Genomic DNA, 14,614 nt, shown 5'->3' with positions numbered 1-14,614 from the left:
AAGGCGCCTTGCCCTCCATGGCTTTAACACCACTTCCCCCCTCCACGGTTGAGCTGGAAGGACCCTTTGCGCACGAGTTTGTCCACACCCGGGGCATCCGCCTGCACGTGGCCATAGCGGGCGATAGCGCCGATCCCCTCGTCGTTTTTATTCACGGCGCTTTTGGCGGCTGGTTCGATTTCCAGGAGGTCATAGGGCCCCTCGCCCAGTGCGGGTACCACGTCGCCGCGGTGGATATGCGCGGCTTTGGCATGTCCGATAAGCCGCCCATCGATCCCGGCCAGGATATCCGCACTCTGGTCGGGGATCTGGATGGCCTTATTCAGGCATTGGGCCACGATGATGCCTATATCGTCGGCGCCGATACCGGTGGCGCGGTGGCCTGGTGCCTGGCCGCCGAGCGCCCCAATCGCGTGCGCGGCTTGGTTTCGGTCTCGGCCGCGCACCCAGTTGATATCCGCCGCGCCATCGCCGCCCGCCCCTGGGATTTTGGGTGGATGATCCTGCGCTCCCTTCTCTGCCACCTGCCCAAGGTCACCCGCGCGAATACCCTGCTGCTCAGCCCCCGGGCCTACCGCAAGGAGCTCAGCCTGGATACGGGGCCCGCGCTTGCCGATGCCACCCTAGAGTCCATCCTTGCCCTGCGCCTGCGCGCCTCCCAGATTGGCAAGGTGCGCCGCGGGATCCTGTGGAACCACCGGATGCGCACCGCCGTGGTGCCCTTGAACTGGTCCGAATTAGCCGTCAAGCGCCCCGTCCTTTTCATCCACGCCCAACAGCGCTTGTGGACCCCCCTTATCCAGAGGGCCTCCCTCCGCGCCCGCGCGGGGTTTAGTGCCACCTCGATCCCAGGGGCCAAGAACCTGCCCTTCCTTGAGGCCCCTGAGGAGTTCGTCGACGAACTGCGCCGCTGGCTCGACGCAGTAGGTGACCGCGCGAGCGCGTGGGGCGCGTAGGACGGCGCGTGGGGAGACATACCCCACGCGGATCTAATACGAAAGCTAGTGCGCCACGCACTCGCCCGTTTCTACCGGGCGTTTCAACTGGGTGACATCCCCAATGTGGCCGATGACCTCGTCTGCGGTCAGCGCGTATCCGGTCTCAGAATCATCCACTGAGGCGCCGAAGATAACGCCCAAGACCTCGCCCGCGGTATTGACCAGGGGGCCGCCTGAGTTGCCCTGTTGGATATTGCCGCGCACCGTATAGGAATCGCGCTCTACCCGGCCTTGGGAGTAGATATCTGGCCCGGCGATGGTGATGCGATCGCGCACGCGGGCCATTTCCGCATTAAAGGGGCCGGAGTGTGGGAAACCCATGACCATGGCATCGTCGCCGGTCTGGGCCGGCTGCTGCGCCCACGGCAAGGGCTGGATGCCCAAATCCGGCGCGTGCAAGACGGCGATATCGACCTCTGGGTTGTAGTAGACCACCGTGGCGTCTTTCAACCCCAGCTTCGTATCCAACCTCACCGTTTGGGTGCCGGCCACCACGTGGGCATTGGTGACCACATAGTCATTGTCCACCACAAAACCGGAGCCCATGAGGCGGCGGGAGCACTCTTCGGCATCGCCAAGCACATGAATGATAGACGGTCGGATGCTGCGCACCAGCTCCGGATCCTGCACATCTGGGGCGGGGTCCTCGACGTCCTTGCCGCTGATGGAGGTTTCCCACGGCGAGACCAAGGGCGGAAGCCCCGATTCATTGAGCATCGCCGCCACGCCATTGGGAAGGGAGGCCAGGCGCGTCGGGGCGGCCGCGTTGAGGTTGCTCAGGATGCGGGAATCGCGCAGCCCCTGCCCCGCGGATCCGCCCAAATTGGTGGCCACGGGAATGGAAATCATCCAGATGACGATGAGCGCGATGAAGGACTGAAAGACCGCGCCGAATAGCGAATCTATCCGCTGGGTGGTGCGCGCCTTCATGCGGTCGCGCACGCTGGTGCCCAAGGAGGAACCAATGATCTGCCCAATACCCACCAGCAAAACTAGGATTCCCACGAGCAGGAGCAGGCGCAGCGAAGGCTCCTCCACTGTGCGCAGTACACTGGGCGCTACAGCGATGCCCACCACGAGGCCCGCACCCACGCCAATGGCGGAGAGCACCGCGGCAAGCGCACCATTGCGCCAACCACTTAGCAATACTGCTAATACGGCAAGCACAATCAGGCCGTCAACAACGAGCGCAGCAGTCATGGCTTTGGTTCTTTCTCGATCGAAATCTCGTGCGTCCTCCGGCGCCTTAAGCGCACGGGCAATTAGGACATCTTCTCATTATTGCGGGACTTTTTGAGGGTGTCACGCAGGTCTATGACCGAATTGTTATCCCACGGTACGCTCCACCCAGAATGATCCAATAATGCTGCCAGCACCCCGGCAGTAAAGCCCCAAATCACGTAGTCATTGGCATAAAACGCCGGCCCTTGCCACTGCTTGAATCCCACCAGCAGGCGGTTGCGGGGGTCAATGAGCTCCCTGATCGGGACGAAGAACACATCATCGGTCTCCGCCGGGCTAGCGGGATAGACCTCACCCGGCTCCGCCCAGTGGGCCAAAATTGGGCTTACCGGATTCCCCGTGGCGCGAATATGCAGCTGTTCCCACTGCTCTAAGGGCGTGACCGTGTGGCGCTGCAGATCGGTTTCCTCCCACGCCTCCCGCAGGGCGGTATCTACCAGCGAGGTATCGCCCGGATCCCGCCGGCCGCCGGGAAAGGCAATCTGCCCGGAATGCGAGCGCAGGGACGGCGAGCGGTGCGTAAGCAAAATTTCGCCATCCTCCACACTGTTCCCGCTAAGCAGCATCAGCACCGCGGCTTCCCGCTTGACTGGCACTTCTTCCTCCGAGCCATTGAGCTGGGATGCTTGCCGCTGCCCAATAAGCTCTTGCACCTGACTCGGATCGACGCCCAGCGCGGGTTTTATCCACTCGGGCGCGTATTCGGGCCATAATTTACTCATCCGGCAAGCGCCTCCTCAACCGTCTTTTCGATCTCGGCCGCAGAGGTAAACGGCTGCGCCGCCTGCTTGATCACTTCCCCATCGCGGAGAATCACGGTCACGGGAACCACGCCAGGCAGGCCCAGCGTGCCCGCGAAGCTATTATTCGGATCCTGGAAGCTCGGGAGGTCTACTCCCACGTCATTGAGGAATGCGGCCCCGTTGGCGGCGTTTTTATCCGCGTGCACCCCAATGACCTTCCAATCAGGGTGGGATTCTGCCACCTCGTCCAGGTGGGGCAATTCCGCGCGGCACAGCTCGCACCACCACGCCCACACGTTGGCGATGGTAATGCCCTCATCCGCCTTGTCTCCCTCACCGGCATCGTCGCCGCCTAGGCATTCCAGATCCACCCCGGCGATGGGCCCCGCGGGGCAATCTGGGCGCTCTGCTACGTCTTGGTCGCCCGCCAAGCCTGAGCCCGCGCTAGGGGCCTGCGCCGAATCGCCTGTGCCGGTGTCATCCCCACGCAGCTGCATGACCCCCACCACCACGAGGAGTGCGATGACAATGGCCGCAATGACGGTGCCGAAGACGTATTTTTTCATACCGCTAGCTTAATGCAGCCGGGCACAGATCCCGCACCACGCAATTCCCACACTCCGGGTTCCGGGCGTGGCAGACGCGCCGGCCGTGAAAAATGACGCGGTGGGAAAACATCGTCCACTCGGCCTCTGCAATGAGCTTGGCGATGTCCCTTTCTATCTTCACCGGCGTCTTCTCTCCCGTCAGCTCTAGGCGCTGCATCAGGCGACTAAAGTGCGTATCCACGGTAAGGCCCGGTACCCCGAAGGCATCGCCCAGCACCACCAGCGCCGTCTTGCGGCCCACCCCAGGCAGGGAGGTCAGTTCCTTTACGGTCTGCGGCACCTCGCCGTCGAATTCAGAAACTAGGCGCTCACCAATGCCCATGAGATGCCCCGCCTTTGCCCGCTGAAACCCCAGCGGCCGCAGGATTGCCTCCAGGTCCTCCCGCCTGGCCGCCGCATAATCGGCCGCAGTGGGATAGGTGCGGAAAAGCTCAGGGGTTACCGAGTTCACGCGCGCATCCGTGCACTGCGCGGAGAGCACCGTAGCCACCAAGAGCTGGAGGGGAGAGTCAAAATCGAGCTCGCACTGCGCATCGGGGTGTTCGCGTGCCAATCGCTCATTAATGACGGGCGCTCTCTTGCTCGGGGCCGCGGTGGCCGACAGTGATGAACTCATGCCGCCAAGCTTAGTAGGATAGGAATACATGATTTCACTTGTTATTTTTGTTCCGCTCGGCATCGCCCTTTTCGCGCTCCTCATGGAAAAATTGGAAGCGATTGTCTTCGCGGATTAATAGAAAACGCGCTGGCTGTAACGCTGGGGGCGTACGTGATCCCATTTCTGTTATGTAAACGAAACTAGGGCAGTACCCAAAAGTGACGAACTGCACTGTAAAATGGGGTACGCTAAAAATTGACCCCGCTTGTTCCGCATTAGCGTGCCTCCCTGGAGCCCGCAAAAGGATGTGGCCCAAGCACTTTAGTGACTTTTCGCAGTCGACATCCAAGGAGTAAAACGTGGAAGGCGTACAGGACACCCTCTCCCGCGCCGGAATCTTCCAAGGCGTTGATCCCGTAGCAGTGCAGAATCTTCTCGAGCAGATGGAGACAGTGCGCTTCCCGCGCGGTACCACCATCTTCGATGAAGGCGAGCCCGGTGACCGTTTGTATATCATCACCTCCGGCAAGATTAAGCTCGCCCGTCACGCCCCGGATGGCCGCGAAAACCTCCTGACCGTGATGGGCCCGTCCGATATGTTCGGCGAGCTCTCCATCTTCGATCCAGGCCCACGTACCTCGTCCGCCGTCTGCGTGACTGAGGTCCAGGCCGCCACCATGAACTCCGAGCTGCTGGATAAGTGGGTTAGCGATCACCCCGCCATCGCCCAGCAGCTGCTGCGCGTGCTGGCCCGCCGCCTGCGCCGCACTAACGCCAACCTGGCGGACCTTATCTTCACCGACGTGCCTGGCCGTGTTGCCAAGACCCTGCTGCAGCTGGCTAACCGCTTTGGTGTCCAGGAAGGCAGCGCGCTGCGCGTCAACCACGATCTCACCCAGGAAGAGATTGCCCAGTTGGTCGGCGCTTCCCGCGAGACCGTCAACAAGGCCCTGGCTACCTTCGCCCACCGCGGCTGGATTCGCCTCGAGGGCAAGTCCGTGCTCATCGTCGATACCGAACACCTCGCCCGCCGCGCGCGATAAAACCAAAAATCCCCTCCGCCCCCGTGCATAAGCACTAAGGGTGGAGGGAATATGCGTTTTAGCAGGCTTCCTGCCGCGCCGCGCGTTAGCTGTCGGTACCGTCGAGGTACTTCAACGCGGTGCGCGTAGATTGCTCAGCGGCATGGCGCAGCACCGGATCCACATCGTCATACATTTCATTGACCAAGGTGGTCAGGCCCACGTCATCACCCAGCCGGGAGCGGATTTCCCGGATCTGATCCAAGCGGTAATGCCGGCGGTCAATGTACTTGCGCGCCACCTGCGAGGTATCCTCCAAATCCGGCCCGTGGCCCGGGAAGATCGGAACATCCTTGCCGCGAGATTCCAGCACATCCAGGGCATGCAGGTAATCGGCCAAATCGCCGTCCGTTTCTGAGAGCAAAACGGTGTGGCGCCCCGCGATGGTATCGCCGGTAACAATGCCTTCTAGCCGGGAATTTTCTACCTCCCCGCTCCACACGAAAAAGGACGTGGAGTCCGCGGTGTGGCCCGGCGTATGCAGGACCTCCAGTTGCGGGGTGATGCCTTCCAAAGTCAGGATTTCACCCTTCTGCAATGCCTCCGCGCCATTGCAATAGCTAGGATCGAAGGCGCGGATGGGCGCGCCGGTCATCTGCCGGAGCCGTTGCGCGCCCGAAGCGTGGTCATCGTGGCGGTGGGTAAGCAGAATCAAAGCCACCTCACCGGCATGGCGATGCACAACGTTGAGGTGGCCTTCATCCTCCGGCCCCGGGTCTACGACGATCGACCGAGAGTCTTCAGCGGCGCTGATAATCCAGGTATTCGTGCCCTCGAGGGCGGTATAGCTGGGATTATCACAAAGAACTACGCCGACGGATTGGCTTACGGGACGCAATTGACTGTATGCGGGGTGCTCCATGCCTACCAGCCTAACCGATCACTCAGCGATCTCTACGATCAATTCGATCTCCACCGGGGCATTCTTAGGCAAGGCGGCAACGCCAACTGCAGAACGCGCGTGCGTGCCAGCCTCGCCGAATACCTCCCCGATGAAATCCGATGCCCCGTTAACCACCGCGGGCTGTTCTTCGTAGCTGGGATCCGAGGCCACGAAGCCAACGATCTTGATCACGCGGGAGATATTGTCCAGCCCGATCTCCGCATCAACGGCCGCCAGGGCATTGAGGACGGCGGTGCGAGCCTGTTCTTGGGCCTGCTCCGTGGTGACTTCAGCGCCGACCTTGCCGGTCACCGGCAGGGAGCCATCCACCAAGGGAAGCTGGCCAGAGGTCCATACCTGGTTACCCACGCGCAGCGCGGGCACATAGGAAGCCAGCGGCTTAGCGACGCCCGGCAGCTCCACCCCTAGCTCTGTCAAGCGAGCGGAAAAGCTCATTTACCCTGCCACCTCGCGCTTGAAGTAGGCCACCACGTTCTCCGGGTTCGGGCCAGGGGTGATGGAGACCAATTCCCATCCGTCTTCGCCCCAAGAGTCAAGGATCTGCTTGGTGGCGTGGGTCAGTACTGGTGCGGTTGCGTATTCCCATTTAGTCATGGGTTTCATTCTAGCGATTTAATACGACTTATGCCGCCCCTATTCCGGAGCGTCACCGCTGGCGGGCGGGCAATTACCCCTCTGACCGCCTTAAATACCGACGAGTTCGCCGCCCTTAGCCAGGTAATTGGCCCAGTCAGTGATGTGGGGGTTCTTGCGCAGCAGCGCGCGGCGCTGGCGCTCGGTCAACCCGCCCCACACGCCAAATTCCACGCGGTTATCAAGGGCATCTGCGCGGCATTCCGTTAATACCGGGCAGTGGCGGCAAATGACGGCAGCTTTGCGCTGTTCAGCGCCGCGCACAAATAATGCGTCTGGGTCCTCATTGCGGCACTTTGCTTGAGTGACCCACTCACCACGCTCGGGATTTCGGGCTGTATTGGACATTCCCGCAGTCTTCACTCGAACGGTCATGGGTGAGTGTTCTCCTTCCCAGACGGAATACTATGTACCGAGGCCTGAGTCTATTCACTAGAACGCGGAATTGTCTACGAGGTCACACTTTAGGGGGTGCAGGTCACCTTCCCCATTGCTAGGCAGACCACGTAGGGTATTGGGGGTGACTGTCTTCAAATCTTTGTCCAAGATAGCCCTGTCCACGGTCTTGGTAGCCGCGCTCATCGCGCTCGCGCTCGCCCCCTTTGCGGGCATTTCCGGCGTGGCGATCGCCCGCACCAACCAGACCATGCAATCGGACCTGCAAGATCTAACAGCGGGCAATATCCCTGGTGTTACCACGGTGCAGGATGCCTCAGGCAAAGATATGGCCTATGTCTATAGCCAACGCCGCCACCCCGTAGATGCTGACGAGATTTCGGACGCGATGAAAAACGCCATCGTCTCCATTGAAGACGAACGCTTTTACGAGCACGGCGGCGTTGATCTCCAAGGCAATTTCCGCGCCCTGTGGACCAACCTCACCTCCGGCGGGGTATCCCAGGGCGCGTCCACCATTGACCAGCAGTACGTCAAGAACTACCTCCTGCTCGTCTCCGCACAAAACGATGAAGAACGGGCCGCGGCGACCGAGCAATCCGTCACCCGCAAGTTGCGTGAAATGCGCATGGCAACGCAGATGAATGAGGAATTGGATAAGAAGGAAATCCTCACCAATTACCTCAACTTGGTCTCTTTTGGCAACCATGCCTACGGCGTGGAGGCCGCCGCGCGGACCTACTTTGATAGCCACGCCGCGGACCTCACGGTGCCGCAGGCGGCGATGCTGGCGGGCATGGTGCAGTCCTCAGAGCGCCTCAACCCCTATACCAATGAGGAAGAGGTGCTTGACCGCCGCAACGTCGTGCTGCAGTCCATGGCGGATAACGGCTATCTGGAGCAGGCGGATGCGGATGAGTATAAGGGGGAAGAATTGGGCGTCGGCAAGCGGCCCAATACCTTGGACAATGGCTGCATCGGCGCAGCTGATCGCGGCTTTTTCTGCGATTTTGTGCTGCAGTACCTTGAGGAAAAGGGTATGGACCAAGATCAGCTTGCCAACGGTGGATATACCGTAAAGACCACGTTGGACCCGCAGGTGCAGGATACGGCGCTATCTGCGGTGCAGTCGCGCACCAACCCGAATGCTCAGGGCGTCGCCGAGGTGATGAACGTTATCGAACCGGGCACGTCAGACCGCAAGGTCTTGGCCATGGTCTCTTCCCGTGCGTACGGGCTGGACCAAGATAATAATGAAACCCTGCTGCCGCAGACCAACTCCTTGGTGGGCAATGGCGCCGGCTCGGTTTTTAAGGCCTTTACCGCCGCGGCCGCCCTCGAGGCTGGCTACGGCATTAAGAATACGGTGGATGTGCCCACCCGCTATGAGGCCGAAGGCCTTGGCCACGGCGGCGCCGATAACTGCCCCGCCAACCGCTACTGTGTGGAAAACGCGGGCAACTATAAGGCCACGATGACACTGCAAGAGGCCTTGGCCCACTCGCCCAATACGCCATTTATCAAGCTCACCGAACAGGTTGGCGTGGCACCCATCGTAGATATGGCGGTACGCCTCGGCCTGCGCTCCTACGACGAAAAGGGCACCTTTGATAAGGACACTTCCATTGCGCAGCGCACAAAGGACGCCAATTCCGGTTCCTTTACCCTGGGCCCCAACCCGGTAAATCCGCTGGAACTATCCAATGTCGGCGCAACGATTGCCTCCAATGGCCGGTGGTGCGAGCCCAATCCCATTGACGAGGTCCTGGACAAGAATGGCAACGAGGTCTACCTCAAGGAAACCCCGTGCGAGCAGGCGGTAGACCAGGATGTAGCCCACGCCCTAGCCAATGCGCTGTCTGAAGATGCCACGCAGGGAACCGCCAAGGATGCCGCCCAGGCTGCTGGCTTTAGCTCTCCCATCGCCGCCAAGACCGGTACCACCGAGTCCAACCAGTCCTCGGCATTTTTGGGATTCAACGACGGGCTCGCCGCCGCTCCTTATATTTATAACGACGGCACCGATACCCAGCCGCTGTGTACCTCACCCGTGCGCCAGTGCACCGGCTCCGGCAACCTCTTTGGTGGCTTAGAGCCCGCGCAGACATTTTTCACCATGGCATCGCAGCTGCCGCAAGCTACCCAGGGCGGGCTGCCCAACTACAACAAGAAATACGATGACGGCACCACCGGGGATAAGTTGCTCGATAGCTTGCGCGGGAAAAACGAGTCACAGGCCCGCAGCACCCTTGAGGCCAAGGGCTATGTGGTAAAAACCTCCCGCGTTGTCGGCGGGGATGTTCCCTACGGTCGAGTGGTGCGCGCGATTACCGGCAAGGATGGCAGGAAGGACGGCGCCGAGATTACCCTGCAGCTTTCCGATGGCACCTCTGCCACCCAATCTCCCTCCAGCGGCGTGGGCAGTGCGAATACGACCGGCGCACAAAATAACACCGGCAGCGGGAACACTACCGGTGTGAGCAACTGGGGAGGAAATAACGGCGGCGGATTGAACCTCAGCCCAGAGGACTTTGGAATCCGCCAGGAAGATATCGATAACTTCCGCAACGATATCCGCAATCTCCTCGGCCGCTAAAGATTAGTTAAGCTGGCCTTTTACCTCTGCGGAAAGGCGCTTGCCGTCGGCTTGGCCGGCGGCTTTTGCATTGGCAACCTTCATGACCGCACCCATCTGCTTCATGGTGGGTGCTTCGCCGTTTTCTTTTTCTACCTCAGCAATTGCTTCTTCTACCAAAGCCTTAAGCTCCGCATCATCGAGCTGGCGCGGCTGGTAGGCCTCGAAGAAGGGGACATCGACAAGCTCGGCCTCTGCCAATTCCGGGCGGCCATTTTCTTCATAGACCTCTGCGGACTCGCGGCGCTTTTTAATCTCGCGCGCGATGACCTTGAGGATATCTTCATCCTCCAGCTCGTGGCGGGAGCCAGTGGTTTCTTCGGCCTGGATTGCCGCGAGCAGCGCGCGAATGGCGCTGGTGCGCTGCTTTTCCTTGGCCTTCATCGACGTTTTCAGATCTGCTCGGATAGTATCTTTTAGCTCGCTCATGCCTTTCAATATACGTCCATTTAAGGCAGGTAGTGTAGAAGCTGTGAAACTTCAACGGATTCTTGGCGGCGTCGCCGCAGGCCTAGGTGTTGCTGCTTGGGGCTTTAGCGAGCTCACGAAATTCGAGCTCAAGGAATTTACCCTTCCACTCCTTCCCAAGGGCACCCTGCGCGGCGAAGAAGAGTTCCGCCTGCTTCACATTTCTGACCTGCACATGATCCCGGGACAGCAGACCAAGATCGACTGGGTCTCCGCCCTCGATGCACTGGAGCCAGACCTCGTGGTCAATACCGGCGATAACCTCTCCGATAAGCAGGCCGTGCCCGATACCCTGCGCGCGCTCGGCCCGCTGCTCGCCCGGCCCGGCGTCTTCGTGTTTGGCACCAATGATTATTGGGCGCCGCGCCCGGTCAACCCCTTCAAATACCTGCTGGGGAAAAAGCGCGAGCCCTCCTACGTTGACCTTCCTTGGCGCGGCATGCGCGCGGCCTTCGTGGAGCACGGTTGGTACGACGGCAACCAGGCACGTCACGAGTTCAAGGTGGGCAATGTTCGCCTTGCCGTGGCCGGAGTGGACGATCCGCACCACGACTTGGACGATTATTCCGAAATCGCCGGCCCACCCCACGAGGATGCCGATCTATCGCTTGCCCTGCTCCACGCCCCCGAGCCGCGCGTGCTCGAAAAGTTCGCCGCCGATGGTTACCAGCTCTCCCTTTCCGGCCATACCCACGGTGGGCAGGTGTGCCTGCCCGGTTCGCGCGCCATCGTGACCAATTGCGGCATCGACCGCCCGCGCGCACAGGGCCTGCATGATTTCGGCCCTATGAAGATGCACGTCTCCAATGGCTTGGGCACGTCCAAATTCGCCCCGGTGCGTTTATTCTGCCGCCCCTCGGCCACCCTGCTGAGGATCACTGAGGTGGACTAGACCTGCCGTTTTGCCGATCGCATTCACCGTGCGTTAAAGTATTTCAGTACTGCTTTTAAGCAGTAGACCGGGATATGGCGCAGGTTGGTAGCGCGCTTCGTTCGGGACGAAGAGGTCGCAGGTTCAAATCCTGTTATCCCGACAGTAGCCCGCAGGAAACTGCGGGCTTTTTCCATGCCTACAAGGCCCTGGATTCCAGAGCCCGCTTAGGCCAGCATTCCGGTAAAGAAGACGATGGCGACGAGGATGATGGAAAATACCCATGCGATGGGGAAGGCTATCTTGAGGTACTTGCCCATCTGACCGTCCGCCAGTCCCAGCGCCAGCCACAGTGCTGGCGAAAATGGGGAGACGAAGGTTCCCACCACGTTGCCGATAATGAGAGCGCTCGCAGCGCCCATACCGCTGACGCCGAAGGACTCCACCGTACCCTGGACGATGGGCAATACCGAGAAGTAATACGCATCCGTGGAGGTCAACAGATCTAGCGGAACCCCAAAGAATCCCACGATGACGTGCAGATACGGCGCCACTCCTTCCGGGAGAATATTCACCAGGCTCAGCGCGATTTCTTCTAGCATCTTGGTCTCATTGAGCACGCCCAAAAACATCGCGGCTGCAATGATCACTCCGGCCATGGACAAGGCGTTGGGGGCGTGACGCCGCAAGGCATCGCCCTGCTCCATCGCGCCGTCGAAGTTCACCACCAAGGCAATGGTGGTAGCAATAAGGAACGCGGGTGCCGGTGGCAGCAAGCCCGAAAGCAGGGCTGCGAGCACGGCCAAGGCAACGACGATATTCGCGATAGTAACCCACCGGGATTTCCGGTACCTGAACCCGAGTTTCTGTTGTTCCTCAGCCTGCTTGGCGGAAAAATCATCCGCCAAGGAATTCACGTCCACTGAGATGGTGCCCTTAATCTCGCCGCTTTCCTGCAGCTTGGCTAAGCGGCTCTTTTCGCGCCATCCCAACAGGGCGGCAATGGCGAAGATGAGGACCACTGCCACACCTTGGATGGGCAATAAGTGCAGCCAGATATCGTTCGGGTCTTGCTCAACCACCGCACCGGCACGCCCCAATGGTCCGCCCCACGGGACCATATTCATCACCGAAGCGGCTAGGACCACGATGGTAATCAGCACATAACGCGACATGTGCAGCGCCCGGTACAGCGGCAGCAATGCGGGAATCGTAATAAGGAAGGTCGTGGAACCCGATCCATCGAGGTGCGCCACGATGCCGATGGCGGCCGTGCCTATAGTCACGGCCATGACATTGCCGCGGGTCGCCTTGATGAGGCTGCGGATCACCGGGGTAAAAAGCCCCACATCCTGCAAAATGCCAAAGAAAATGATGGCGAAGATGAACATCACCACGACGTTGATGACAGAACTTAAGCCTTCGCCAAAGAAATCCGCGATATCTTCTACGCCGAAGCCTGTTATCACAGCGCCGATGACGGGCACCAAGGTCATGGGAATAATGGGATTAACGCGGCCACGGATGAGGATTCCCACCGTCACAAAGATGATGGCCAGTCCCATCAGGGTCAGCCCTAGGGAGGTCTGCATTGCGCTCCTTTAAAAGTCACTGGCGCCCGCATGGCGCACGCCATTAGCCAAAAGACGTATGGCTAATGCTAAACATTGCTGTGTGGTAGCGCACATTCCTGCCGTGGGCCGCATTTATCAACCCTGGCCCGCCGTGAATATATACCTTTGGGTAAAAACGGGAAACGACGCGGCGCCCCTACAGCACCGCGTCGCCCCTATTCCCTATCACTCACAACGGCGCAAGCCGTTCGCCTACCCCCTAAGTAGGCGGTGTGAGCACTAGTAAGAATAACACTCCTCGTATTCCAGCCATAGCGCTGGCAAACCATTGCCAGCTTTATACAAACTTTTGGCCATTTAAGTATTAAATTTCAGACTTTAGCGGCTGTTTTTGGGTTCTCCCTGGCAGGCACGAGCCATTTCACTGCACTCAGACCTACAAGAGTGATAGCGCCCAAAACGGCAAGGCCAGTCCACAGCACCACTGCCTCACCATCGTTACCCGCCACGGTGACGGCGGCCGTTGTCCAGTTGAGCGGCAAAAGGTTAGCTACAACCTGCCACACCTTGTCCACCCCGGCGATGGCCGCGGATTTCCACAGCCACCCCACCAACGCGGTCTGCCCAATGCCAAAGATCGCGGCGAGGATCGATCCCACGGTCATGCCACACAGTTCGAGCAGGCCCCGCACGATAAGCGCGGAGGACAGGGCACCCAAGAACAGCGCCCCTCCGGCGGCCACCGCGGCGATGGGGGTAAGGCCGATGGACAGGACGTAAAGCAGGATCTCCCCGATAGCCACCGCTGCCAGCGATCCACCGAGAACCATCAGCCACGGGCGGAATCCCAATTTCCACGCCACCCCGGCCGCGGATCCAGCCAAGAGGACGAGCGCGGAAATGAGCATGGCGATGACCGGGCTCAGCTGGCGTGCATCTTCCTCTGCAGCCACGTGCGCGGGAGGCAGGGCACGCTGCACCTCTACCAGGTTCGATTGGTTTTGTTCGGCCATGCCGGTGAGCTTGCCGGCGCCATCGTCAAGCTGGCCCACCCCATCGAGCGCCTCATCCACGCGGCTATTGAGCTCCGCGATGGACTGGTTGAGCTGCTGCGCGCCTGCCACAGCCTGGTTGATGCCATCGTGATAGGCATAGCCGCTTACCGCCAGCTGATTGGAGAGATCGCGCGAGCCATCCTTCAGCTTTTTCAACTCCCCGGTCAGGGATTCATCGAGGCGGAAGTTTTCCACCTGCTTGCGCAGATCTCCCAGCTGGGAGCGGACTTGTTTCGCTTCCTTGGAATCATTTCCCTCCAGGTCGCGCACCGTACCATCGATGGCTTCCAAGATTTGGCCTTGGACGGCCCCCAGGCCCACGACCTGGTCGACGGCCCCGCCGACGGTATTGGCCAGCTCCGTCGCCCCTCCGCCGAGGGTATTGGTCCCGGACTGCAGCTGGTTAAGGCCCGAGACCAGCTCTTGCGAGCCGTCGGCGAGCTTTTCGACGCCCTCGCCTAATTCCCCAGCACCCTTATCCAGCTCACTAGTACCCTTGTTCAAGCGATCTGCGCCGGATTTCAGGATGCTGGCCTGCGCTTGGGCGCGGCTGGCGGCCTCGGCGGCTTCCTTAAGCTCCAGCGATGCCGAATTCGCCTGTGGTGCGCCATAAGGCTGCGCGGCGCTCGACCACGCATGCGCCGGTTCCCACTGCGCCCAGGCCGCCACTGCGGTACCAACGATAAGCGGTACGGCGAGCAATACGAGCAGGAAGAAATTGCGCCACCGCGAAGAGCTCGCGGACGCGGTGGGCGCGGTCGAGGCAAGGCGTTTGGTCATGCTAGTAACCTATCGCTGCAGGTCATT

General features: G+C 60.4%; 15 protein-coding genes and 1 tRNA gene. 5 read left to right on the top strand and 11 right to left on the bottom strand.

All coding sequences use genetic code 11. The features are described 5' to 3' along the window. The first annotated feature begins 17 nt into the window (after positions 1-17). Positions 18-956, top strand: coding sequence for an alpha/beta fold hydrolase (locus ABRP98_RS03925; protein WP_349857612.1), 939 nt, complete (start codon positions 18-20; stop codon positions 954-956). A gap of 45 nt (positions 957-1,001) precedes the next feature. Here ABRP98_RS03925 and ABRP98_RS03920 read toward each other — a convergent pair whose 3' ends face one another. The 4 genes from ABRP98_RS03920 to nth form a co-directional block, all read right to left on the bottom strand. Further along, positions 1,002-2,198 (bottom strand): MarP family serine protease, encoded by a 1,197-nt coding sequence (locus ABRP98_RS03920; RefSeq protein ID WP_349857610.1) that lies wholly within the window; start codon positions 2,196-2,198, stop codon positions 1,002-1,004. A 62-nt stretch (positions 2,199-2,260) separates the two neighbouring features. Next, positions 2,261-2,962, bottom strand: coding sequence for an NUDIX hydrolase (locus tag ABRP98_RS03915; protein ID WP_296088703.1), 702 nt, complete (start codon positions 2,960-2,962; stop codon positions 2,261-2,263). Further along, positions 2,959-3,549, bottom strand: coding sequence for a TlpA family protein disulfide reductase (locus ABRP98_RS03910; RefSeq protein WP_349857607.1), 591 nt, complete (start codon positions 3,547-3,549; stop codon positions 2,959-2,961). The genes ABRP98_RS03915 and ABRP98_RS03910 overlap by 4 nt, the downstream gene beginning before the upstream one ends. A gap of 4 nt (positions 3,550-3,553) precedes the next feature. Further along, complete coding sequence (nth, locus tag ABRP98_RS03905; RefSeq protein ID WP_349857605.1) at positions 3,554-4,207, bottom strand: endonuclease III; 654 nt, start codon at positions 4,205-4,207, stop codon at positions 3,554-3,556. Positions 4,208-4,548: 341 nt separating this feature from the next. On the opposite strand from nth, the gene glxR reads away from it, so the two are divergent. Next, complete coding sequence (gene glxR, locus ABRP98_RS03900) at positions 4,549-5,232, top strand: CRP-like cAMP-activated global transcriptional regulator GlxR (protein WP_005276495.1); 684 nt, start codon at positions 4,549-4,551, stop codon at positions 5,230-5,232. Positions 5,233-5,317: 85 nt separating this feature from the next. Here the strand turns inward: glxR and ABRP98_RS03895 are convergent, their stop codons facing one another. From ABRP98_RS03895 to ABRP98_RS03880, 4 genes are all read right to left on the bottom strand, one after another. After that, complete coding sequence (locus tag ABRP98_RS03895) at positions 5,318-6,133, bottom strand: MBL fold metallo-hydrolase (protein ID WP_349857603.1); 816 nt, start codon at positions 6,131-6,133, stop codon at positions 5,318-5,320. Positions 6,134-6,151: 18 nt separating this feature from the next. Further along, positions 6,152-6,610 carry a RidA family protein gene (locus tag ABRP98_RS03890; protein WP_349857602.1) on the bottom strand — a complete coding sequence of 153 codons (459 nt, stop codon included), beginning with the start codon at positions 6,608-6,610 and terminating at the stop codon, positions 6,152-6,154. Further along, complete coding sequence (gene sp36 / locus ABRP98_RS03885) at positions 6,611-6,769, bottom strand: Sp36 family protein (RefSeq protein ID WP_349857600.1); 159 nt, start codon at positions 6,767-6,769, stop codon at positions 6,611-6,613. 90 nt (positions 6,770-6,859) lie between these two features. Then, positions 6,860-7,183, bottom strand: a complete 324-nt coding sequence (locus tag ABRP98_RS03880; RefSeq protein WP_005276491.1) for a WhiB family transcriptional regulator — start codon at positions 7,181-7,183, stop codon at positions 6,860-6,862. Positions 7,184-7,328: 145 nt separating this feature from the next. Here ABRP98_RS03880 and ABRP98_RS03875 point away from each other — a divergent pair, with 145 nt between their 5' ends. After that, positions 7,329-9,800: a transglycosylase domain-containing protein gene (locus tag ABRP98_RS03875; RefSeq protein ID WP_349857598.1), complete on the top strand. Its 2,472-nt coding sequence runs from the start codon at positions 7,329-7,331 to the stop codon at positions 9,798-9,800. A gap of 3 nt (positions 9,801-9,803) precedes the next feature. Here ABRP98_RS03875 and ABRP98_RS03870 read toward each other — a convergent pair whose 3' ends face one another. After that, on the bottom strand, positions 9,804-10,268 hold the full coding sequence (locus ABRP98_RS03870; RefSeq protein WP_005276488.1) for a GatB/YqeY domain-containing protein: 465 nt from the start codon (positions 10,266-10,268) through the stop codon (positions 9,804-9,806). Positions 10,269-10,311: 43 nt separating this feature from the next. On the opposite strand from ABRP98_RS03870, the gene ABRP98_RS03865 reads away from it, so the two are divergent. Both ABRP98_RS03865 and ABRP98_RS03860 read left to right on the top strand, forming a co-directional pair. Next, on the top strand, positions 10,312-11,199 hold the full coding sequence (locus ABRP98_RS03865; RefSeq protein ID WP_284770738.1) for a metallophosphoesterase: 888 nt from the start codon (positions 10,312-10,314) through the stop codon (positions 11,197-11,199). Positions 11,200-11,267: 68 nt separating this feature from the next. Next, positions 11,268-11,341 (top strand) — tRNA-Pro (locus ABRP98_RS03860). A 64-nt stretch (positions 11,342-11,405) separates the two neighbouring features. On the opposite strand, the gene ABRP98_RS03855 is transcribed toward ABRP98_RS03860, so the two are convergent. Both ABRP98_RS03855 and ABRP98_RS03850 read right to left on the bottom strand, forming a co-directional pair. Continuing rightward, entirely contained in the window at positions 11,406-12,770 is a 1,365-nt protein-coding gene (locus ABRP98_RS03855; RefSeq protein ID WP_349857596.1) for a CitMHS family transporter, read from the bottom strand. A 353-nt stretch (positions 12,771-13,123) separates the two neighbouring features. Beyond that, complete coding sequence (locus ABRP98_RS03850) at positions 13,124-14,587, bottom strand: hypothetical protein (RefSeq protein ID WP_349857594.1); 1,464 nt, start codon at positions 14,585-14,587, stop codon at positions 13,124-13,126. Positions 14,588-14,614 lie beyond the last annotated feature (27 nt).

Source organism: Corynebacterium sp. KPL2838, from assembly GCF_040225455.1.
Taxonomy (GTDB): Bacteria; Actinomycetota; Actinomycetes; order Mycobacteriales; family Mycobacteriaceae; genus Corynebacterium; species Corynebacterium rhinophilum.
This window is presented reverse-complemented; position numbering and strand designations above follow the sequence as displayed.

What these genes read in the sequence shown, in the direction of transcription:
- ABRP98_RS03925 (WP_349857612.1), top strand. Translation starts at nt 18, where the DNA reads ATGGCTTTAACACCACTTCCCCCCTCCACGGTTGAGCTGGAAGGACCC.
- ABRP98_RS03920 (WP_349857610.1), bottom strand. Translation starts at nt 2,198, where the DNA reads ATGACTGCTGCGCTCGTTGTTGACGGCCTGATTGTGCTTGCCGTATTA.
- ABRP98_RS03915 (WP_296088703.1), bottom strand. Translation starts at nt 2,962, where the DNA reads ATGAGTAAATTATGGCCCGAATACGCGCCCGAGTGGATAAAACCCGCG.
- ABRP98_RS03910 (WP_349857607.1), bottom strand. Translation starts at nt 3,549, where the DNA reads ATGAAAAAATACGTCTTCGGCACCGTCATTGCGGCCATTGTCATCGCA.
- nth (WP_349857605.1), bottom strand. Translation starts at nt 4,207, where the DNA reads ATGAGTTCATCACTGTCGGCCACCGCGGCCCCGAGCAAGAGAGCGCCC.
- ABRP98_RS03895 (WP_349857603.1), bottom strand. Translation starts at nt 6,133, where the DNA reads ATGGAGCACCCCGCATACAGTCAATTGCGTCCCGTAAGCCAATCCGTC.
- ABRP98_RS03890 (WP_349857602.1), bottom strand. Translation starts at nt 6,610, where the DNA reads ATGAGCTTTTCCGCTCGCTTGACAGAGCTAGGGGTGGAGCTGCCGGGC.
- sp36 (WP_349857600.1), bottom strand. Translation starts at nt 6,769, where the DNA reads ATGACTAAATGGGAATACGCAACCGCACCAGTACTGACCCACGCCACC.
- ABRP98_RS03880 (WP_005276491.1), bottom strand. Translation starts at nt 7,183, where the DNA reads ATGACCGTTCGAGTGAAGACTGCGGGAATGTCCAATACAGCCCGAAAT.
- ABRP98_RS03870 (WP_005276488.1), bottom strand. Translation starts at nt 10,268, where the DNA reads ATGAGCGAGCTAAAAGATACTATCCGAGCAGATCTGAAAACGTCGATG.
- ABRP98_RS03855 (WP_349857596.1), bottom strand. Translation starts at nt 12,770, where the DNA reads ATGCAGACCTCCCTAGGGCTGACCCTGATGGGACTGGCCATCATCTTT.
- ABRP98_RS03850 (WP_349857594.1), bottom strand. Translation starts at nt 14,587, where the DNA reads ATGACCAAACGCCTTGCCTCGACCGCGCCCACCGCGTCCGCGAGCTCT.